The organism is Aestuariibacter sp. GS-14 (assembly GCF_006494365.1).
Classification (GTDB): Bacteria; Pseudomonadota; Gammaproteobacteria; order Enterobacterales; family Alteromonadaceae; genus Alteromonas; species Alteromonas mangrovi.
The window spans coordinates 149,280-171,430 of sequence record NZ_VHIP01000011.1 but is presented as its reverse complement, the minus strand read 5'-3'; the positions used below and the strand labels follow the sequence as shown (position 1 = coordinate 171,430).

Below are 22,151 nucleotides of genomic sequence, written 5' to 3'. Positions count from 1 at the left end.
CATGGTTTTACAAACACCTTTTCAAAGCCCGCAGATGCGCAAAGTTACGCGTATCTTTTTTGTGGGTATTGGTGGTGCCGGCATGGGCGGCATTGCTGAGGTGTTATTGAATGAAGGCTATCAGGTAGCCGGTTCCGACATTCAGGCTGGCGCAATGACAGAGCGTCTGTCGGCTTTGGGAGCGTGCATTGCCATTGGTCACAAGGCCGAAAATGTGGAAGGAGCCAACGTTGTAGTGGTGTCCAGTGCGATCAATGAATCCAATCCGGAAATACAGTATGCGCGGCAACAGCGCATTCCAATTATCCGGCGCGCAGAAATGCTGGCGGAGTTAATGCGTTTTCGCCATGGCATTGCGGTAGCGGGTACACACGGTAAAACAACCACAACCAGTCTGATAGCCACTATTTTTGCAGAAGCAGAGACTGATCCTACTTTTGTGATTGGCGGATTACTCAACAGCGCAGGCACCAATGCCCGACTAGGCAAGAGCCGCTATCTGATTGCTGAAGCGGACGAGAGCGATGCGTCGTTTTTACATTTACAGCCCATGATGAGCGTAGTGACCAACATAGAAGCCGATCACATGGCTACCTATGACGGTGATTTTTCTAAAATGACCGACACCTACATTGAATTCTTACACAACCTGCCATTTTATGGTCAGGCTGTGGTGTGCGGCGACGACCCGGTCATTAGCGAGTTACTGCCCAGAATAGGTCGCAGCGTACTGACATACGGATTGAAAGATGACAACGACGTGCGGGCTACCAATATTCAGTTTAGTTTTGGGCGCACCCGTTTCGATGTCTCACGACCGAACAAACCTGCACTCACCATTGAGTTAAATCTGACCGGCACACACAATGTGCTCAATGCACTGGCAGCCATTACGGTAGCCACCGAGGAAGGCATCGAAGATGATGCTATTAGCAAGGCACTCTCTACCTTTGGTGGAATAGGCCGCCGATTTGAAATACTGGGCCAATTTGATACTTCGGTAGGACATATCACCTTGGTAGATGACTACGGTCATCACCCTACAGAAGTGGCAGCAACAATTGCCGCTGCGCGCAACAACTGGCCATCCCAACGTTTGGTGATGGTGTATCAGCCGCATCGTTACAGCCGGACCCGCGATTTGTACGAAGACTTTGTGGAAGTGTTATCCCAGGTAGATTGTTTGTTGTTACTGGATGTCTACGCGGCCAGCGAACAGCCTATCGAAGGAGCCGATAGCAGGGCGCTTGCCAGATCGATTCGCGCCAGGGGGCAACTGGAACCTGTATACGTGAGTAACCACGAAGAATTACCACTAATTCTGGCCAATCAACTGCAGGATGGTGATATTGTGATGTCTCAGGGAGCGGGTAACATTGGCCAACTCGCAAAAAAACTGGCGGCAACCGGTATGGAACCCGCAAATCTTCAGGGGCAAACGTCATGAAATTTACCACGTATTCTGCGCAACAATACGGACGCGTTGCCGTGATGCTGGGCGGTGAATCGGCTGAGCGTGCGGTATCGCTGAACTCCGGGAAAGCCGTACTGAGTGCGTTGCAATCAGCAGGAGTAGATGCCTTTGCCTTTGATACTGCTGAAAGGCAAATAACTGATTTAATAGCGGAAAATGTTGATCGTGTAATGATAATGCTACATGGTCGGGGAGGCGAGGATGGCTCCATGCAAGGCGCGCTTCAGCAACTGGGTATTCCCTATACCGGAAGCGGTGTTTTGGGGTCTGCTTTATCGATGGATAAAATCCACACCAAGCAAATCTGGCAATGCCTGCAACTTCCTACTGCGAAATATGAAATTGCTGTAAAAAGTCGCTTTGAAGCTGGATCATGCGGCGCTATAATGGAAAAATTAGGGGGAATAGTCATGGTCAAACCCGCTCGGGAAGGTTCGAGTATTGGGATGGCCAAAGTGACAAGCGCTAAACAACTAGAAACCGCCGTTCAGGACGCCTTTAATTATGATAATCAGGTCCTGATAGAGCAGTTCGTAGATGGTCTTGAATACACTGTATCGGTTGTACAGGGTAAAGCTTTACCATCAATCCGCATGTCAACCCCACATACGTTTTACGATTATTCAGCAAAGTACCAGGATAATACTACCCAGTACTTTTGCCCCAGTGGCCTTTCTGATGAACAGGAAAGTACGCTGGCACAGTTGTGTACCAATGCGTTTGAAGCGTTATCTGCCAGCGGCTGGGGCCGGGTAGATGTAATGCAGGACCGCCACACAGGTCAGTTTTATTTGCTGGAAGCCAATACGGTGCCGGGCATGACAGAGAAAAGTCTGGTTCCCAAAGCCGCAGCAGCGGCAGGGATTAGTTTTCAGGAATTGGTACTGGCCGTGTTAGCAACCAGTATGGAGCCTGCATAAGCATGACAGCGCAACAGCATTCTGTGCCTTGGGGCGGCATTACTTTTTTGGTGATGTTGTTTGCTGTGTTAGTCGCAACGGGTATTAAAACTTACTCCTGGATGCAGGATGAGCAGCGGGCGCCGGTGCAGGTAATTGATTTTTCCGGTCGCTTTAAGCATCTGGACGTGTTGAAACTCGAAAAGCTGATACGACAGTCTCAACCCGGTAGTTTTTTTGCCTTGGACGTCAATGACATCCATCAGCTGTTGGAACAACAGCCATGGGTTTATCGCGCATCGGTGCGCAAGCAATGGCCAAATCGACTTAAGGTGTATTTGGTTGAGCAAATGCCGGTAGCACGCTGGAATGAAGATTTAATGCTGAATCCTTACGGCGAAAGCTTTAACGCCGAGGGAAAAACACTGGGGCTGCCAAAATTATTTGGGCCTGGTGGCAGTGAAAAAACCGCGTTGGAAGGTTATAACGCCATGCAGTCTCTGCTGGCAGGACAGAACCTGGCGATTGCGGAGCTCTCGCTGAGTGAGCGGTACGCCTGGCAGGTACAGTTACAGAACGGTATAGAACTGAATCTGGGCAGGCAGGAATTTATAGACAGGTTACAGCGTTTTGTGGATGTGTATCCGTTACTGGCGAAGCAACCCAAAGCAGTGAAATACGTAGATTTGCGATACGATACCGGACTGGCTGTTGGCTGGGACGACAATAACACGACAAAAAGTTAAGAGAATTAAATGTCTAAAGCGGCAGAACGTAATTTAATTGTAGGACTCGACATCGGTACCAGCCGGGTTAAAGCTGTCCTCGGTGAATTACTGGATGATGAACAAATCAGCATTGTTGGGGTGGGTACCCATGTCGCACGTGGAATGGACAAAGGCGGCGTTAACGATCTGAATTTAGTAGTAAAGTCAGTTCAAAGTGCCGTGAATGAAATGGAGCTCATGGCAGATTGCCAGGTGTCGTCTGTGTTTATGTCCATTTCAGGGCGTCATGTAAAGTGCCAGAACGAAAGTGGCATGGTGCCGATTAACAATCAGGAAGTGACCCAGGAAGACGTAGACAACGTGGTACACGCAGCCCGGTCTGTGCCAATTGCAGCAGAGCGCCGCTTACTGCATGTGTTACCGCAGGAATTTACTATCGATGTACAAGAGGGAATTAAAAACCCAATTGGTATGTCGGGAGTCAGAATGGAAGCAGAAGCGCACATTATTACCTGTGCCGATGACATGGCCAAAAATCTGGTTAAATGCGTTGAGCGCTGCGAATTACACGCGGACCAGCTGATATTTTCGGCATTGGCATCCAGCTATGCCGTACTTACCGACGACGAGCGTGAATTAGGTGTTGCGGTGGTTGATATTGGTGCCGGCACCATGGATATTGTGATTTTTACTGATGGCGCCATTCGTCATACAGCGGTTATTCCACTGGCCGGAAACCAAATTACCAGTGACATAGCCAAGATATTCCGTACCCCCATCAGCAACGCAGAAGAGATCAAGGTGAACTATGCCTGCGCGCTGAAAGACATGGTGAGTATGGAAGAAAGCATTGAGGTACCCAGTGTCGGCGGACGCCCAGCACGAGTAATGTCACGCCATACATTGGCAGAAGTGATTGAACCCCGGTACCAGGAGCTGTTTGAGTTAGTGCATAAAGAAATCAAAGCCAGTGGCTTTGAGGAGCAAATTGCTGCAGGTCTGGTATTGACCGGCGGTACCGCCAAAATGGAAGGCGCGATTGAATTTGCAGAAGAAATTTTTCAAATGCCGGTAAGAGTGGGCAAGCCACTGGGCATTGTTGGTTTGTCGGAGTACACAGACGATGCAGGTTTTGCAACGGCAGTTGGGCTTCTGCAATATGGAAAAATGCAATTTGATAATAAAAAAACCAGTAAGCAGCGCGCCACAGACAGTATGTGGAAGCGGGTTCAAAGCTGGTTCAAGGGTGAATTTTAATTATTTTTTAGGGGGCGCTTAATCACGCACAACCGTGACGACGGAATTGTCACAATAACTGTGTTTGGTTAAGTGTGTATAGACGTACAAAACCGGAGAGTAAGTATGTTTGAATTAATGGATAGCCACGGTGAAGAAGCCGTAATCAAAGTCATCGGTGTTGGTGGCGGCGGCGGTAATGCAGTGCAACACATGGTGTCGCACAGCATTGAAGGCGTGGAATTTATTGCAGTAAATACCGATGCGCAGGTATTACGCAGCTCATCAGCCGATGTAACGTTACAAATCGGCTCAAATGTTACCAAAGGTCTGGGTGCTGGCGCCGATCCAAACAAGGGTCGTGAAGCAGCGCAGGAAGACCGTGAAACCATTCGTCAGGCGCTTGATGGCGCGGACATGGTATTTATCACCGCAGGTATGGGCGGTGGTACTGGAACAGGTGCAGCACCAGAAGTGGCTAAAATTGCCCGTGAAATGGGTATTTTAACCGTTGCGGTAGTAACCAAGCCATTTCCGTTTGAAGGGAAGAAGCGTACTGATTTCGCTAATCAGGGTATCGAAGAACTGTCGCGAAATGTAGACTCTTTGATTACTATCCCGAACGAAAAACTGTTAAAAGTAATGGGTCCTGGTACGCCATTGTTGCAGGCATTCAGTGCGGCAAACGACGTATTGCGCGGCGCAGTACAAGGTATTGCAGAATTAATTACCCGCCCGGGTCTGATTAACGTTGACTTCGCCGACGTACGCACTGTGATGTCTGAAATGGGTAAAGCCATGATGGGCAGCGGCAAAGCATCCGGTCCGGATCGCGCTGAAGAAGCGGCAGAAGCGGCTATTGCCAGTCCATTACTGGAAGATATCGACCTGTCAGGTGCCCGTGGGATTCTGGTGAATATCACAGCTGGTCCGGATTTTGCAATCGATGAATTTGAGACTGTAGGTAATGCTGTTAAGGCGTTTGCTTCTGAAAACGCAACGGTAGTAGTAGGAACGGTTATCGACATGGAGTTAACCGACGAACTGCGGGTTACCGTTGTCGCTACTGGTATTGGTGCGGAGCGTAAGCCTGATATTGCACTGGTTAGTTCTGAAGGTGCGCGTTTATCGGCATCTGCCCGTGAGTATCACAATGGCGGTGAGAGCCGCGCTGTAGGTGGTACCGACGGCAACCAGGCGCTAAAGGCAGACGAAAGCGCACAGCCTGGTAATGATCTTGAATATCTGGATATTCCTGCGTTCCTGCGTAAGCAAGCAGATTAAACCAGTAAAGAGAACTTTACACAGCTTTTACAGTCGAGACGTTAAATATTGCTGGTAATGCGGTAATATTCATGACAGATTTTTGACAAGTAATAGTCGGCTCCCTATAATTGCCGACCGTTTTTGTGTAGGTAATACGAAATCGATGATTAGACAACGTACAATTAAACATGCTGTCCAGGAAACTGGAATTGGGTTGCATAAAGGAGACAAGGTCACTATGACTCTCCGGCCAGCGCCTGCGAACACGGGAATCGTGTTTCGGCGTATTGACCTTGATCCGCATGTCGATATCCACTCACGCGCTAACGCCGTGGGTAACACAATGTTGTGTACGTGTTTGAACAACGAAGATGGCGTCAGTATTCACACCGTGGAGCACCTGGCGTCTGCGCTGGCAGGCTTGGGTATTGACAATATTATTGTTGAAGTAAACAGTAATGAGCTACCGATTATGGACGGTAGTGCGAGCCCATTCGTATTCTTATTACAATCGGCCGGCATTGAAGAGCTGAACGCGCCGAAGCGGTTTATTCGAATGACTAAACCAGTGCGCGTTGAAGACGGCGATAAGTGGGCTGAATTGCGCCCTTATGACGGCTTCCGTGTAGATTTCCAGATTGATTTTGATCATCCGGTGATCAGCCAGACTCGCCAGCACATGGTAATGGATTTTGATTCCTGCTCGTACGTCAATGAAGTGAGCCGCGCCAGAACTTTTGGTTTTATGCGTGATTTGGAATACATGAATGCGAATAATCTGGCTCTGGGAGGCAGCATGGAAAACGCTGTAGCTCTGGATGATTATCGCGTACTGAACCCGGAAGGACTTCGTTATGATGACGAATTCCTGAAACATAAAATATTGGATGCCATCGGCGATTTGTACTTAGGTGGACACAGCATCATTGGTGAGTTGGCAGCTTATAAAACCGGCCACGGACTCAACAATAAACTGCTAAACGCAGTGTTGGCTCAACAGGATTGCTGGGAATATGTGACCTACGAGTCGTCAGACGAAGCCCCTATTCGTTACGCGCAACCTGCTCTGGTATAAGTGATTTTGCTGAAAAAGCCGCCCTTGTGGCGGCTTTTTTGTTGTTTATTTAAGGTAATTGTCGTTAGAATAGCGCAAAACGTGTTATTTTTAGCAAGTTTGTAACAAGTATCAGAACAAAAGAACGCAGCGCACAATAGTGCATTTAAGACACAGCGATGAAATTAACAGTCACATTTATAGGCAAAAACAGACGGGTTCGTCACAGTATGAGCGTGCGCTCTATTGTGAGCCTTACTGTATTGTCGTCGCTGTTTGTGCTGGTTTCCAGCCGTTCTACTGATTCTTCCTTTGAAGACCTCGCGCGCGTTAAAATTGCGCAAAATATCCTTGAAGCCGAAAAGCAGCAGGTCGAAGCATTAAAATCTGCTACGGGTGAGCAGGTTAAAGCACTTACTGAACAGTTAAGTGAAATGCGACTTACGCTGGACAAAATCGATGCTAAAACTCAGGTTCTCGCAAAGGCGATGGGCATTGACGAGAAGTCAGTTCAGGATTTCGGGCTGGCGTCGGTATCTGTCGCTAAACAGCTACAGGAAGAACAGGACAGGTTACTTACACCTATAGAAGAATTAGGCAATCAGTTGCTTTATAAGCAGCAGCAACTGGATGCCCTTGAAAGATTGGTTACCGGACACCATATAGATGAACAGATTAGTTTATCGGGTCGTCCGATAGAGAAAGGATGGTTGTCGTCTTACTATGGTATGCGAGCCGACCCGTTTACGGGCCAGCCTGCCATGCATAGTGGATTGGATTTCGCCGGCGAAGTAGGTGACGATGTTGTTGCCACGGCTGCGGGCATAGTAACCTGGTCAGGTGACAGGTACGGTTATGGCAAACTTGTAGAAATCGAGCACGGAGACGGGCTTGTGACACGGTATGGGCATAACGATTCGCTTTTGGTGAATAAAGGCGATCTGGTTACCAAGGGTCAGGTTATTGCACAAATGGGCAGTACCGGTCGTTCGACGGGCGCACACGTGCATTATGAAGTCATCAAGAGCGGCCAGAAAGTCGATCCTCTTCCTTACGTTTACAACAAATAACGTACTCTCTATCAAACCAGTCTGAAACGCGACTTGCCCTGGGGTAGCCCGAGCAGGTTATTTTTGATTACAGCAGTGGAAATACCAACACAATGTTTGCAAGCATTCTCAGAAAAGTTTTTGGCAGTCGCAACGACCGACTATTAAAAAAATTACAAAAGCAGGTTAGCGCCATTAATGCTCTGGAAGCCGAGTTTGAAGGACTGGACGACGCTGCATTGAAGCAGAAGACTGATGAATTCAAGCAGCGACTGAAAGACGGTGCAACGCTCGATGATATCCTGGTTGAGGCCTTTGCTGTTGTAAGAGAAGCGAGTAAACGCGTGTACGGGATGCGTCATTTCGACGTGCAAATGCTCGGTGGCCAGGTGCTTCACTCTGGTAAGATTTCAGAAATGCGCACCGGTGAAGGTAAAACACTCACCTCGACTTTACCTACTTACTTAAATGCGTTGACCGGTCGTGGTGTTCACGTCATCACGGTAAACGACTATCTTGCCCGCCGCGATGCTGAATGGAGCAGAAGCTTATTTGAATTCCTTGGTTTAACGGTTGGTTGTAACGTTCCAGGCATGGCATCTGCGCAAAAGCGCGAAGCGTATCAGGCTGATATTACCTACGGTACCAACAACGAATTCGGCTTTGACTATTTACGTGACAACATGGCGTTCAGCCCACAGGATCGCGTTCAGCGTGATCTGTATTTTGCTGTAATCGATGAAGTTGACTCCATACTGATCGACGAAGCCCGTACACCACTGATTATCTCTGGGGCTGCTGAAGACAGCTCAGAGTTATATTTGCGTATTAACCGCGTTATTCCGGAATTGGTTAAGCAAGATAAAGAAGACGAAGAAGATAAGCATGGCGACGGCGATTACACTATCGACGAAAAAGCCAAACAGATTCACCTTACTGAAAAAGGCCAAATTCACGTAGAAGAGATCCTCAAGCGCGAGGGCTTGCTGCCTGAAAATGAATCTTTGTTCGACGCGGGAAATATTTCGCTGTTACATCACATCAATGCTGCACTTCGTGCACATAAGTTATTTGCGAAAGACGTTGATTACATCGTTAAAGACGGTGACATTGTTATTGTTGATGAGCATACTGGCCGCACAATGGAAGGCCGTCGTTGGTCTGAAGGTTTACACCAGGCTGTTGAAGCCAAAGAAGGTGTAAAAATTCAGAATGAAAACCAGACTCTGGCATCCATTACCTTCCAGAATTACTTCCGTTTATATGAAAAGCTGTCGGGTATGACAGGTACAGCGGATACAGAAGCCTTCGAGTTCCAGCATATTTATGGACTGGAAACGGTGGTTATCCCTACTAACCGCCCGATGGTGCGTGATGACAAGGCGGATTTGATTTACCTTACCGCTCAGGAAAAATACGAAGCGATTGTTGAAGACATCAAAGCCTGTGTTAAACGTGGTCAGCCTGTTCTTGTAGGTACCATTTCAATTGAAAATTCTGAACTAATTGCGCGTATTCTCAAGAAAGAAAAAATTGCGCATAAAGTACTGAATGCCAAGTTCCACGCACAGGAAGCCGATATCGTTGCCCAGGCAGGTCGTCCTGGTGCAGTTACGATTGCAACCAACATGGCCGGTCGTGGTACCGATATCGTACTGGGCGGTAACTGGCAGGCAGAGTTGGCGAAGATTGAGTCTCCAACAGAGGAACAAAAGGCTAAAATCAAAGAAGCCTGGAAGAAAGATCACGAGGCAGTGCTGGCAGCCGGTGGTTTACATATCATTGGTACTGAGCGTCATGAGTCACGCCGTATTGATAACCAGCTACGCGGTCGAGCAGGTCGTCAGGGCGATCCGGGTTCTTCGCGTTTCTATCTGTCACTTGATGATGCCTTGATGCGTATTTTTGCCTCTGAGAAGATGGCCAGCATGATGAAACGCCTGGGTATGGAGCGTGGTGAGGCCATTGAGCACCCATGGGTAACCCGAGCCATAGAAAATGCTCAACGCAAGGTTGAAGGCCGTAACTTTGATATTCGTAAGCAGTTGCTGGAATATGATGACGTGGCAAACGATCAGCGCAAGGTAATTTACGAGCAACGAAATGAATTGCTGGACGAAGGCGACATCAGCGAAACCATTCAAGCGATTCGTGAAGATGTTATTGGTGGCGTAGTGGATGAGTATATTCCGCCTCAGTCACTGGAAGAAATGTGGGATGTAGCCGGCCTTGAGCAGCGCCTGAAAGCCGATTTTGCCCTTGATGCACCTATTCAGAAGTGGCTTGATGAAGATGACAAACTTTACGAAGAAAAGCTGCGTGATAAGATTCTGACTGAGCTGACGGCCGCTTATAAAGGCAAGGAAGAGATGGTGGGCGAAGCGGTACTTCGTCAGTTCGAAAAAGCCGTTATGTTGCAAAATCTGGATAGTCATTGGAAGGAACATTTGGCTGCAATGGATCATTTGCGTCAGGGTATTCATTTACGTGGTTATGCGCAGAAGAACCCTAAGCAAGAATACAAACGCGAAGCTTTTGAATTGTTCTCATCCATGCTGGAAGCACTGAAGAGTGAAGTGATTACCATTCTGAGCCGTGTACAGGTGCGTGCTGAATCTGACGTTGAAAAAGTGGAAGAACAGCGCCGTCAGGCTGATGATGTGCCGAAGAATTATCAGCACGCCAGTGCAGATGGCGAGCCTGGTCCGCAAGCGAGTGGTCCACAAGCTGCACAGGCAGCGATGCCGCGCACAGGCCCTAAGATTGGCCGCAACGACCCTTGTCCATGTGGTTCAGGTCAAAAGTACAAACAGTGTCACGGTAAATTGTCGTAATACTGAAAGCGTGTTAATCAAAGGGGCAGTTTGCCCCTTTTTTATTAGAGGTGAATATGAAAGTGGTAGACGTTGCGGTTGGCGTAGTGATCAGAGAGGACCAGACCTTTGTTTGTTTACGTTCCAGTGATAAACATCAGGGGGGCAAGTGGGAGTTTCCCGGTGGCAAGGTAGAGGTAAACGAAACTGCTGAACACGCGCTTTGCAGGGAATTGCAGGAAGAGATTGCGATTACTGTTACTCATACGCAGCCTTTGCTGACAATCACACATGACTACGGCGACAAACAAGTTCGATTGGTCGTTTTTATTGTTGACGGCTTTATTGGAGAGCCTAAAGGCAATGAGGGGCAGCCGGGTAAATGGTTACCATTGTCAGCCTTAAATCCAGCTGATTTTCCAGCAGCCAATGCCGCGATTATTGAAGCTGTAAAGCAACGGATTTTGTGACTCCGGCTGCACAGTGAAGTAACCAAACAGTGCCTTGATAGTGAGTAACAGAGCGTTCGTTTTTAAACTTACCCGAAGTGAATCGTGAAAAGTACCTTAACTAAAGTGGTAAATATAGAAAATAAATTTTTCTTTCTACTTTTGTATAAACAAAGGTCCAGGGCGATAATTTAATACATTGTTAGTTATGGTTTAGTTGCGTAAGATATTCATTTATATACACATGATATGACTTTAGTGACATTAGTGTATTTTGATTTTTGGTGTCAAATGCATATTTCATAAATTATGCAAGCTATTTTGGTCTTGTATTTTATTTAATGGTATTTGAATTAATACCATAATAGTTTTTGAATACGATACATTGAAACTGTGTATTAATCCGTGTAGTTGTTGGATTTTTTATGTTGCAGTGTACTCCTACTATCCTTCAGGTTACCTATCGTCATTTGCTCAAAAAAGGGGATTCGACGTTTGTTATAAACGCATTGCTTAAGCAGGAAGCGTTAGCTTTTGAACTCGAAAACGTCGAATCAGACGATCAACTAGTCAATCCCGAGAGAGCTGATACGAAAGAAAGTTGGATGAGTCTTGCTTACGACTCACCTGATAGTTTGTCTTCGTTTTTAACGACACCTGGCAAGGCGGAATTGCCGTGTGAACATCATTGGACAGAGTATATGTGTGTATCATTAAACGAGCACGCCATCGCACTTGATAGTTCACGTGTAAAGTCTGTAGAGCGACTCTCCGCGCTAGTAGCTCAGGAATACAAAAAGCAGACTGACATTGTGGGTTATGTTTGTTGGCAGGATGAGCGAGTACCGGTTATTGATTTAACAGGCAGAAGTCACCATACGGAACAATCTACGGCTGAGCCATCAAGAATAATTATTGTGGATGGAAACGAGCGTTATCCGTTAGTGGGTTTAGTTGTATCATCTGTAATGAGTATTTTTCCGCTGGATACCTGTAGTATTGCACCTGCGTTGCCTTCAACTGCAGCAGACTTATATCAAACATCTGGTGTGTGTTACTTTGGTCCACAGCGTCATGAGATCAGTATTTTGGACATTGACGGGATGCTTGCTTATCGCTTGCAGGGTTTAGTGTATTTGCCCTGAGATAACGATTTGGTATTAACAGAAAGCAGAAGGACAAACGCTCAACAGCGTTTGTCCTTTTTACATCAGAAGCGGTAACGTTTTAGCTGCTGTTGCATTTGTTGAATTTGTTGTACCAACTTCGAACAGTTTTCAGACACAGAAGCTGCATAGGTCAGATTTTCCTGTCCAACGCTTTGAATACCTGAAAGGCGTTTATTGACTTCTCTGGCAATATCATTTTGATGGCTAGCCATATCCGACGTCTCTTTATTCAGTGTGGTTATGGTGGCGACGGCCCCTAGTGATTTTTGCAGGGATGTGCCGGCATTTTGCGTTACCGACACGGTTGCATAGGCGTTTTCCTTATTATTCTGCATTTTTTGCGATGCTTCACGACTCCCTTGTTGCAGTTTTTCAATCATTAAGCGTATTTCTTCGGTTGACGTTTGTGTACGACTGGCAAGAGAACGCACTTCATCGGCCACTACCGCGAATCCACGCCCTTGTTCACCGGCACGAGCAGCTTCAATAGCAGCATTCAGTGCCAACAGATTAGTTTGTTCTGCAATGTTACGTATTACATCCATTACACCGCTGATTTCTTCACTGGCTTTCGCCAGTTCACTGATCACCTGAACGGATGCATCTACGTCCTGAGCCTGGGTTTCGATATCCTTAATGGTAGCGGTTAGTACACTCACACTCGTGCGTGTGTCTTTATCGGCAGCAGAGGCTGCTTCTGTGGCGCGTCCAATGTTATCGCACACTGCGGCAGCATTTTGTTGGAGTCTGGTTATGGCGCTATCAATGGCCTGAGATTCCTTCGACAGTGCCGACACGCTGTTACTGGAACGCTGCGCGGTATCTTTAAGCTGTTGAGACTGGTTTAACATTGCATCGGTAGCAGACGCCACTGACTTGAGTGTGTCTTGTAATTGCTCCAGCAATTTATTGAAGGCCCGCGACATCTGGCCAAACTCATCACTTCGGGCTGAATTAAACCGGAAAGTCAGATTACCTTCGCCAGAGGCGAGATCATTAACAACGTTGATAAATTCATTGAGCGGCTTGCCTATAATGTGGTTAATGAGCACAAATATGGTGCCGAGAACGGCTGCGCTGGCCAGAATAATTTTTACCAGAACGCCAAATACGGCAGTGCTCACCATAGAAGATTTTTCACTTTGAGACGCAACAAGAACCAGGTCGTAACCCCATTTCTCGAAGGGGATAACCGTTACAGACCAGACGTCTTTGTCGGAGAGGGCACGTTCTACATCGGCATCAGATACATGACTTGAATGCATTCGAATAGTGCCTTTACCGTCACGCAGAGCAACAAAACCTTCTTCCAGTAACCGGCTCTGGCTAATTGCTTGTTCGAGTACGTTCAAATCAGCCGAATAACCCACATACCAAATACCTATCACCTGTCCGGACGAATTGGTCATCGGTTCATATCCGGTAAGGTACGGGCTGCCCAGAATATCTACGGCACCGTAGTAGGCGATGCCCTTGCGTATGTTTGCCATGGCTTTGCCTTGCGGCGCCAGCTTTGTACCAATAGCGCGCTGACCGTCTTTTATTACATTGGTGCTAACCCGAATGAAATCTTCGCCGGTTTTGCTAAACAAGGTAGCGGTACCGCCCATGACTGCGGTCAGGTCGTCAACTAAAGCAAAGTTATTTGCCTGGGGGGTATTACCCAATAGTAATTGTTGAGCTGAGGTTTCTTTTACCATCACAAAATCGCCCTGCGACGGTGTCCCAATCTCAAGACCACGTTGTTTTAACAGCGTCATGCTGCTTTTCACCCGCTCATGCATCAGGCTGTCGGTAACCGTCAATATATTCAGCAGGCGGTCTGCCGTTTGTTGCTTTTGTGTAGAGACTTGTTCGTCTACTGACGACGTGGTGGTAATCACTGTGATCCCGGCAATGACCAGAGCAAAGACAGCGATTACAGTTGATATTGCAGCTAAAAACTTTCGTTGAATTGACATAGAAACTCCGGCTGATACTTCCTATGGCTAATCATCCATGTGCCAGTGGTATTAACATTACTAGCAATAAATGTAGTGTATGGATGCAAAAGGGGAAAGTGAAATGCCAGAGTAACTGGAACAAGGACGCGAATTATTTTATATCTGGCTTGTTGGCAACAATCAGAATTTGCGATGCCAGTCTTCTGGCTCCACACTTCCACATTACCCAGTCATAAATAGCAGATACTAAATACACCGGAAATACCGCAACGTAATAGGCTGACTGGTAATACCGAAGCCGCTTGTACTCAATGTTGAAGCCTTGTGTTTCCAGTAAGCGTTTTAATGAGGGGTAGGAGCAATAATGGTAATAGGCAACAAAGCCCAGCTCACCTTTTCTTTCCGGGAATGCCCATTCCACCAGCTTTGTAGTTACCTTGTTTGGGAGCAAGCGGTTAAGCAAAGAAAATGGGGCGTTTTTACCGGGCAGCACATGTACACATTTTCCTCCGGGTTTGAGGCATCTATGCATCTCATTTGTGAAGGCTTTATTGTCGTAAAGGTGTTCCATTACAGAACGACTGATCACCAGATCAATTGAATTATCATCAAATGGCCAGCGTTTGCAGGCATCAGCGACGATGGCTGCATCAAGGTCGGTATTCTTATTCAGCGACGATGGCAGAATATCCATACCAATAAGCTTTACTTCTGCCTTTCGCAGGTTCTTTAGTGAATCGGGGAGTAGATATCCCGCCCCCACGTCCAGTATTATTCCGGCCTCCAGTTGGTTACTGTATTGCCAGATCAGTTGTTCGTATTCAGGAAATAACGGCTCGGTGAGTGCTGTGGGTAAACGCCAGTGAACGCGCCGACTGAAAGCCAGGTTAATCCTTTTCAAAAGTCCCATTTAGCTATTGATCCCTGATATGCAAAGCGCGTGTGCTACAGCTAATAACCGGTATCTTAAATAATTACAAAGGTAATTGCTATTAGCGGAACAGGGCTGCAAGTTCTTCCCAACGAGCATCGCTTTCGGCCACAATCAGCTTGCCGTTAATTTGCGCTTCATAGGGTTGGCCATTCAACATTTTGGAACATGCGCCCGCTTCGGTTGCAATTAACTGCCCGGCTCCGTGATCCCATAAATTTAGCGTATTTTGGAAGATGGTATATGAGATAGCGCCGGTAACCAGCAATCTGTATTCTGCAGCGGCACAGCGGTAATCCATTATTCTTCCCATTTGCATCACCGCTTTAACGGCTTTATCGCGCTCAGTTCCCTTGGTTACACCAAAAGAGTAGCATCCTATTGTGTCTGAAAGCGCAAGGTCGGCATGACGGCCAACGCGTAACGGATGGTCTACGCCTTTTATTCGATCAAAGGCGCCTTTGCCTTTAATGGCCCAAAGATAGTCGCCAGTGACAGGCTCAAAAATAATCCCACCAATCATTTCACCAAAGTGCGCAATGCCTAACATCACGCCAAAATTCACAGAACCATTGGCATAGTGCCAGGTACCATCAATGGGATCCAACACAAAACTGAGTTCAGCTTCGTTGAACAACGCCAACGCAGAGTCATCTGCGTACACACTTTCTTCGCCAATTAACAGAGCATCCGGAAACATGGCTCGTAGTTTTGCCATGATAAAGGTTTCTGCGGCTTTATCGGCAATGGTAACCAGGTCGTTGTGATTTTGCTTTTGTTCGACCTGCTCTTCGCCGAGATGCCGGAAGCGGGGTAAAATTTCGACATCGGACGCCAGACGACAGATGTCGGCTAATTGATGTAGTTGTACTTCGTTAATCATCCTGCTTCCTTTTTGAGTGCAGTACGCCTGTCACACATATGAAATTAAACCTATCGGGTTTATTCATCCGGCTCGCCTACCAGCGCTTTTCGCATTGCTTTGTACATTTTTACCGTACTGTGTTTCAGTAAGGTTACCAGAGGCATTTTTTGACTGTGCCCCCTGCAATATACCGCAGCTCTTGCGATGCCAGCGAACGGGTTGTGTAGCAAAGGATGATCTGGCAACACAGCTTTGCAATAACACCAAAGCCAGAAACGATTTTTAAGGCTATTGTTGAAATGCTCAAGGTTGATTTGCTGTTTAACTGTATCACGGTTAAACAAGCAGCAGAGAAGAGACATGAGCAATTGAAATTCCTGGTGAAAACCATTGTCTGCGACTAATTGGTGAACGTCTTGCCAGAAAGATTCACTATTGTGAGTATCGATTATAGACTGCATATCCAAACAATCGCGCAAGCCAAAGGTGACTTCTTCGTTCATTAACAGGTGAATCATACTGTGAACCAGCGCGGCGGCAGGTGATAGTGTGGATAATCCGTTTTCTGTTTGAATTCGCGTGCCCCAGAACTGCGCAATGTCGGGAGCGCGGCCACTCACTGGTAAAAACAGATTATGGTGTAAATCCAGTATCGTGCCCCGTTCAGCTTGCATCATGGGCGGAATTTCGTGAGCATATTCGCGGTAGTACTTGTCGTCATAGTCATCTACCTCTTTAGAAAGCCAAAGGTTCATCTTCAGATGACGTTCTGCTATTTCCAATTCTTCGCGTTTGACCAATGCGTCGATGTCTGAACAAATTCTACCGGCACTCTGAAAGACAGGGCTGATAACATAGGCGGCTCCTTTCAGGAACAAGGGTTCAATATGCTTTTCTGCCAATAGCCTTGTCAGTGTTACGCATTCGTAAGTCACTTGCTGTTGTTGTCTTTTAGCGTAAGTAATAGCACTGGATAACCTGATTTTCACAGTATCCGGCAGGCTACCTATTACGTCTAATGGTTGCAACTGCGCGGCCAACCAGGCATCCAGACGAGCGGTTTCTAAAATCCACAACACACTTTGCCAATCCTCAGATGCAAGCGAATAAGCAAGTTTAGGATTAGCGATAATCGAAATAAAATCAGTACATTGCAGCTGCTTCACGACAACAATTCATCCTGTAAAAAGTCACTCATGAAATCAAGCGAGGCATAATGTACTTCAAAGCCCTGGATGTGATTGACCACGTTAAGCAGGATCTCAAACGACTGTTGTCCTAAAACATGGTAATTGAATGCATTGCTATAGAGGCTTTCATAGGTTTGTAGTTTGTCTACGGTGAATAGTTTTGGCTCTGTGGCGGAAGCGTCATACTTGGGGAATACCACACCTACAATGCGCGCGGGCTGAAATGTTGCATACTCTTGCCAATGATGCGCTTTAAGATGAGCCACACTCCCTTTAGCGGTATCGTGACAAGTAGGAGTGAGTATGGCGTTTGGCGACCACTGCTTTACCAAATCAATTGACTGATTCTTTAAACAAATAGGGCGATAAAGTGGTTGAACGGTACCAGTAACCAAATCAATCACCGCCATTTCGTCGGAATACACTTTCCAGCCATGTATGCCCAGCCAAGCGGTTAAGGTACTTTTACCTGATCCTGGCATCGCAGGAAATAAAATAGCCTGCCCATCTTTTACCAACACTGCGGCATGCAGAAGCAAATGATTAAAGTGGCCCGTTGCCAGACACCAGTTTAGCCCCCATTCCAACAACGCATAACTTTGGCTTTGCGGCAACGGCTTGAATGGCACGTTAAAATTACACTCAAATTGCACAATAGGCTTAATCAAACGACGTAACAGTGAGGCTGGTTTTACCGCCACACAGAAACTGGAAATATCCTGCCGGGGCGCGTCGCCGTAGATAAGACTGGCACTTTGCATTGCTGCATCAGGCAGGGCAATGCAATCAGCTTGTAACAGGCCTATATTTAAGTAATTAATGTTCAAGCGGCACAACCAGGTTTCGACCGACTAGTATATTAAGCGTGCCATTTTCAGAACCAAAACACGTATTGATGTCGTCGGATGTAAAGGGGGCTGAAAAATCGGGGGTAGACTGTAAGTCTGGGACGAAACGAAGGAGATGTGTCTGACTGGCGAAATGATCAAACAACACAATACCAGAATTATCGAGAAATGGCCGCATCTCAACAGATGCGGCAAACGTCCACTTTTTCAAACCCGCTTGATTAGCAAGACATGTTTGAGAATAAGAAACTCGAAGAAGACGCTTTCGAGTAACCGTCGTTATAGCCAAGGTTACTGTCTGTTGCCCAACTACCTTCAAGATAGAGTTTGTTCATCACCATATTAGCGACTTCCTCTGCCGCCATACGTGACTGTGCTTCACTAAAACTAGTTGCAACACCATTATACAGTTCGAAGTAAGTATTCAAGTACACAGCTGCACCGTGTCTCAACACATCTTTATGTGTTCCACTGTACATGAACGCCTGTGTAAGGGTAATTGAAGTGCTTACGCCGATCATATTGGCCAGCGTAGAGTTAATACCTAACTGATTATTGTTTCGAACCGTAAGTATCATTCTAACCCAGCATTTTTGCGTTGCTTCGGATGCTTTTTTGCCCATCTGTGGGAATACGTCATTAACCGCTTTACCAGGGTTACTCACGTCTAACTGGTTACCGTTGTACCAAAAACCGGGAGAGCGACCGCCAGACAAAATGGGCACGTCACAAACGGGTTCAACGTTACCTGACGTTTGAGAAAGATTTCCTGACAACTGGCCTGACATGCTGCAAGAGGTCGTCGCCCAAACAGACTTAACCGGTAACGACGTAATAGCTGCACCGGCCGCCGCCTTTTTGATAAAACTGCGACGTGATTGTTTTGACTTATTTGACTCCATTTACCTCTCCTCGATCCTTTCTCAAAAGAAATATATTGTCAGTATGAAAAATATGTGCCAAATATTGCAACTTATTCATTTTCAAATCTTTTGCAATTTGTAAATGGGTGTTGAACAGGCATTGTGTAAAAAAGATTGACAATACTTTGCAAAATACAATAAGAGATTACCCCTATATTTTGCAGTTAGCAATACTCGCGAATACGCTTGGTGTGTCTTTTAACGCCGCATACGGACACGGATATGAACAGACAACCCGGTTTTTTATTATCGATTTTCCTGAATTCATGGAAATCAGCTGAGCTGGTTTGGCTATGTGCTACACAAATGCACTGAGTAAACTGTTCAGGTAGCGTCTTCCACGCTCAGTGACCTGCCAGTGTGTGCCTGAGTCAACCAGCAAAGCTTGTGCCACAGCCCGGTCCAGTTCATGTTGTTGTTCAGCAGAAAGTGTCGTGCCGGTAAAATCCTCAAAATCGGCTTTAGGGCAGGGCTCAACCAGGCGAAAGCGGTTCATAAAAAATTCAAACGCCAGGTCTTGATGTATTACCTGATGTTGAGTATCCAGGTAATCTCTGCCGATCGCCATATAGCCGCGAGGGTGTTTCACTTTTACAGTACGTGTAATGGTGCCACTGAGGGCATCGGTAATCTTGCCGTGAGCACCGCAGCCAATGCCAATATAATCACCAAATCGCCAGTAGTTCAGATTGTGCTGACACTGATAACCTGGCTTGCTGTATCCCGAAATTTCGTACTGTTGAAAACCGGCAGCGTTAAGCATGGCGTGCCCGGCCTGCTGAATGTCCCAGAGTATGTCGTCATCCGGTAATTCCGGCGGACGGGAGTAAAATGGGGTATTTGGCTCTATAGTAAGCTGATACCACGACAAGTGCTCCGGTTGCTCGGCTATCGCACTTTCAAGATCCTGCAGTGCATTTTCCAGCGTCTGTTCTGGTAATCCGTGCATTAAATCAATGTTCATACTGCGCGCACCGCTTTGCTTTGCTTGGCCTAGTGCAAAGCGCGCCTGAACGTCATCGTGTATACGCCCGAGCACGCTGAGATGCACTGGCTGAAAACTCTGCACACCCACCGAGAATCGGTTCACTCCAGCTTGCACAAATCCGTCGAATCGCGCTGCTTCTATGGTGCCTGGGTTGGCTTCCATGGTAATTTCGGCATTAGCCGCTAAGGGGACGCGAGTTTTTACCCCTGCCAGTAAGGCGTGAATACTGTCAGGTGTAAACAAACTGGGCGTGCCACCACCAATAAAAATGGTCGTGATTTCCCGCTCGCCGGTAAGCTTGGCGTCGGTCGCCAGGTCATCAAGAAGGTGCGCTACGTATTCCTTTTCAGGCAGAGCCCCTTTTTGCGCGTGTGAATTAAAATCACAGTATGGACACTTTTGAACACACCAGGGTATGTGGATGTACAGGCTTAACGACGGATTACGCAAAGGTGTGCTTCATACTGGTGAGTAATTGTTGCATAGCCAGACCACGGTGGCTTACGTCGTTTTTTTGTGCCTTGGTGAGTTCAGCGGCAGTGCACTTAAAACGGTTTGCGTAAAATACCGGATCGTAACCAAATCCTCCGTCACCGTGACGTTGACGGGTAATACTGCCTTGCCATTGACCTTCGCTGATCAAGGGAACGGGATCATCAGCATGGCGCATAAACACAAGCACGCACTGAAAATGGGCATTACGCTGATTGCTGTCACCCAGTGCTTCGAGCAGTTTGCTGATATTGTCGTCGTCTGATGCGTCTTCGCCAGCATAACGGGAAGAGTAAATGCCCGGTGCGCCGCCAAGTAAATCCACAACTAAGCCTGAGTCATCTGCAATCGCCGGCAAGCCCGTTTCCCGGGCTGCGTGACGCGCTTTAATAATGGCATTTTCCACGAAGGTGGTACCGGTTTCAGGTACGCTGCTAACATTCAGCGCACTTTGCGGCACTACTTCAATGGATAAAGATTCAAACAGACTGGCAAATTCCTTTACTTTTCCCGCATTACCCGTGGCCAGTACTATTTTTTGTGGAAAGCTCATTTACCTGGTTTTCCTTTTGCTGCCTTGGCTATTTTCTTCGCTTTAGCTTTAACCTGTGCTTTGGTTTTAGCGGGTTTCTTTTTACCCTTTGTCGATGGCGCTTTGTGTTTGGGGCGCAGCTCGGCAATAACCCGGGCTTTGATAGGTTCTCCCATGTAACGCTCTACGCGACCAATCATTTCAAAATCATGGGCCTCTACCAGCGCGATGGCTGTGCCTTTGGCGCCGGCGCGACCGGTTCTGCCGATTCGGTGAACGTACACGTCCGCTTTACGTGGCATATCAAAGTTAATAACGTGGCTAACGTTGGGCACGTCGATGCCCCTGGCGGCTACATCGGTGGCCAGCAGAACAGGAACAGTACCGCTTTTAAAGCGCGCCAGGGAAGCAATGCGTTTGTCCTGTGGCATTTCACCTTGCAGGTAACACACTTCGATGCCTTGTTTTTGTAGTTGCTCTCTAAGCCACTGCAAGCGTTCGCGCGTTTTAACAAATACCACAGCGCTTGTGGTTTGGGTGGTTAAAATGTGTTTTAGCAGCGCAACTTTGTGGTCCAGATCATCGGCCAGATGGTACCACTGGTGAATTTTCGCTTTTTCTCTGCGCGGCGGATCCGCTTCTACCACCGTTGGTTCATTGAGCAGGTTTTCTGAGAAATGCTTTACGCCGGGTCCTTCAAGCGTGGCAGAGAACAACATGTTCTGTTTACGCCAGCGTGCTTCAGAGGCAATTTGATTTACAATGGCCGAAAATCCCATGTCGAGCATGCGATCGGCTTCATCCAGGATCAGGCACTCAATATCACGGCAGTCGGCACTTTCTTGTTGAATATGCTCAAATAACCGCCCTGGTGTAGCAACCAGAATATCCAGATTCTGACTGAGTGTTTCTTTGTCGGTACCGTAGTTAATTCCCCCGGTTATCACGCCGCACACCAAATTAGTGTGTTGAGTCAGCGCCACGGCCTGCTCATGTACTTGCAAGGCAAGTTCGCGGGTTGGAGTTAAAATTAATATACGTGTTGCACCGGGCTGCTGGCGGGGAAAATCGAGTAAAAACTGACAGGCAGGTAAAAGAAACGCCAGGGTTTTTCCTGTTCCGGTGGGGGCTGACGCCAGCACATCCTTGCCTTCCATCGCAACCGGTACCACCATGCTTTGGATGGTCGTAGGGCGGTTTAAGCCCATGTCCTTTAGGGCGTGGCAAAGTTTGTCGTCGAGTTCTAATTCTTCAAATGTCATCTAGAGTCAGGTATATACATCGTTAATGGTGCCATTGTAG

19 protein-coding genes are annotated in these 22,151 nt (G+C 47.2%); 10 read left to right on the top strand and 9 right to left on the bottom strand.

Going from position 1 to position 22,151, the window contains the following annotated elements; genetic code table 11:
- The first annotated feature begins 1 nt into the window (after window position 1).
- The 10 genes from murC (at window position 2) to FJ444_RS15985 (ending at window position 12,113) form a co-directional block, all read left to right on the top strand.
- A complete protein-coding gene (gene murC, locus FJ444_RS16030; protein ID WP_140959921.1) occupies window positions 2-1,447 on the top strand; it encodes a UDP-N-acetylmuramate--L-alanine ligase in 1,446 nt (481 codons plus the stop codon).
- Window positions 1,444-2,394, top strand: a complete 951-nt coding sequence (locus tag FJ444_RS16025; RefSeq protein WP_140959919.1) for a D-alanine--D-alanine ligase — start codon at window positions 1,444-1,446, stop codon at window positions 2,392-2,394. The genes murC and FJ444_RS16025 overlap by 4 nt, the downstream gene beginning before the upstream one ends.
- 2 nt (window positions 2,395-2,396) lie before the next feature.
- The gene (locus FJ444_RS16020) at window positions 2,397-3,119 is read left to right on the top strand and encodes a cell division protein FtsQ/DivIB (RefSeq protein WP_140959917.1); all 723 of its coding nucleotides are present in this window, start codon (window positions 2,397-2,399) and stop codon (window positions 3,117-3,119) included.
- Between the two features lie 9 nt (window positions 3,120-3,128).
- Window positions 3,129-4,358 carry a cell division protein FtsA gene (gene ftsA, locus FJ444_RS16015; RefSeq protein WP_140959915.1) on the top strand — a complete coding sequence of 410 codons (1,230 nt, stop codon included), beginning with the start codon at window positions 3,129-3,131 and terminating at the stop codon, window positions 4,356-4,358.
- 105 nt (window positions 4,359-4,463) lie between these two features.
- Window positions 4,464-5,621, top strand: a complete 1,158-nt coding sequence (gene ftsZ / locus FJ444_RS16010) for a cell division protein FtsZ (RefSeq protein WP_140959913.1) — start codon at window positions 4,464-4,466, stop codon at window positions 5,619-5,621.
- 145 nt (window positions 5,622-5,766) lie between these two features.
- A complete protein-coding gene (gene lpxC / locus FJ444_RS16005) occupies window positions 5,767-6,678 on the top strand; it encodes a UDP-3-O-acyl-N-acetylglucosamine deacetylase (RefSeq protein WP_140959911.1) in 912 nt (303 codons plus the stop codon).
- 158 nt (window positions 6,679-6,836) lie between these two features.
- Window positions 6,837-7,727, top strand: a complete 891-nt coding sequence (locus FJ444_RS16000) for a M23 family metallopeptidase (protein ID WP_140959909.1) — start codon at window positions 6,837-6,839, stop codon at window positions 7,725-7,727.
- A gap of 92 nt (window positions 7,728-7,819) precedes the next feature.
- Window positions 7,820-10,540 (top strand): preprotein translocase subunit SecA, encoded by a 2,721-nt coding sequence (gene secA / locus FJ444_RS15995; RefSeq protein ID WP_140959907.1) that lies wholly within the window; start codon window positions 7,820-7,822, stop codon window positions 10,538-10,540.
- A gap of 56 nt (window positions 10,541-10,596) precedes the next feature.
- Entirely contained in the window at window positions 10,597-10,989 is a 393-nt protein-coding gene (mutT, locus tag FJ444_RS15990) for an 8-oxo-dGTP diphosphatase MutT (RefSeq protein WP_140959905.1), read from the top strand.
- A 404-nt stretch (window positions 10,990-11,393) separates the two neighbouring features.
- Window positions 11,394-12,113, top strand: a complete 720-nt coding sequence (locus tag FJ444_RS15985; protein WP_140959903.1) for a chemotaxis protein CheW — start codon at window positions 11,394-11,396, stop codon at window positions 12,111-12,113.
- 65 nt (window positions 12,114-12,178) lie between these two features.
- Here FJ444_RS15985 and FJ444_RS15980 read toward each other — a convergent pair whose 3' ends face one another.
- The 9 genes from FJ444_RS15980 to srmB all read right to left on the bottom strand — a co-directional run bounded on the left by FJ444_RS15980 (window position 12,179) and on the right by srmB (window position 22,111).
- The gene (locus FJ444_RS15980; protein WP_140959901.1) at window positions 12,179-14,098 is read right to left on the bottom strand and encodes a methyl-accepting chemotaxis protein; all 1,920 of its coding nucleotides are present in this window, start codon (window positions 14,096-14,098) and stop codon (window positions 12,179-12,181) included.
- A gap of 133 nt (window positions 14,099-14,231) precedes the next feature.
- The gene (locus FJ444_RS15975) at window positions 14,232-14,990 is read right to left on the bottom strand and encodes a class I SAM-dependent methyltransferase (protein ID WP_140959899.1); all 759 of its coding nucleotides are present in this window, start codon (window positions 14,988-14,990) and stop codon (window positions 14,232-14,234) included.
- 82 nt (window positions 14,991-15,072) lie between these two features.
- On the bottom strand, window positions 15,073-15,894 hold the full coding sequence (locus tag FJ444_RS15970; protein WP_140959897.1) for an inositol monophosphatase: 822 nt from the start codon (window positions 15,892-15,894) through the stop codon (window positions 15,073-15,075).
- 59 nt (window positions 15,895-15,953) lie between these two features.
- Window positions 15,954-17,042, bottom strand: coding sequence for a nucleotidyltransferase family protein (locus tag FJ444_RS15965; RefSeq protein WP_181405191.1), 1,089 nt, complete (start codon window positions 17,040-17,042; stop codon window positions 15,954-15,956).
- Window positions 17,039-17,893 carry an HprK-related kinase A gene (locus FJ444_RS15960; RefSeq protein WP_140959893.1) on the bottom strand — a complete coding sequence of 285 codons (855 nt, stop codon included), beginning with the start codon at window positions 17,891-17,893 and terminating at the stop codon, window positions 17,039-17,041. Before FJ444_RS15960 ends, FJ444_RS15965 begins: the two co-directional genes overlap by 4 nt.
- Window positions 17,894-18,135: 242 nt before the next feature.
- A complete protein-coding gene (locus tag FJ444_RS15955) occupies window positions 18,136-18,816 on the bottom strand; it encodes a hypothetical protein (RefSeq protein ID WP_140959891.1) in 681 nt (226 codons plus the stop codon).
- Between the two features lie 319 nt (window positions 18,817-19,135).
- Complete coding sequence (gene hemW / locus FJ444_RS15950; RefSeq protein WP_140959889.1) at window positions 19,136-20,275, bottom strand: radical SAM family heme chaperone HemW; 1,140 nt, start codon at window positions 20,273-20,275, stop codon at window positions 19,136-19,138.
- On the bottom strand, window positions 20,268-20,870 hold the full coding sequence (gene rdgB / locus FJ444_RS15945) for an RdgB/HAM1 family non-canonical purine NTP pyrophosphatase (protein WP_140959887.1): 603 nt from the start codon (window positions 20,868-20,870) through the stop codon (window positions 20,268-20,270). Before rdgB ends, hemW begins: the two co-directional genes overlap by 8 nt.
- Window positions 20,867-22,111 (bottom strand): ATP-dependent RNA helicase SrmB, encoded by a 1,245-nt coding sequence (gene srmB, locus FJ444_RS15940; protein WP_140959885.1) that lies wholly within the window; start codon window positions 22,109-22,111, stop codon window positions 20,867-20,869. The genes rdgB and srmB overlap by 4 nt, the downstream gene beginning before the upstream one ends.
- Window positions 22,112-22,151: the final 40 nt, after the last annotated feature.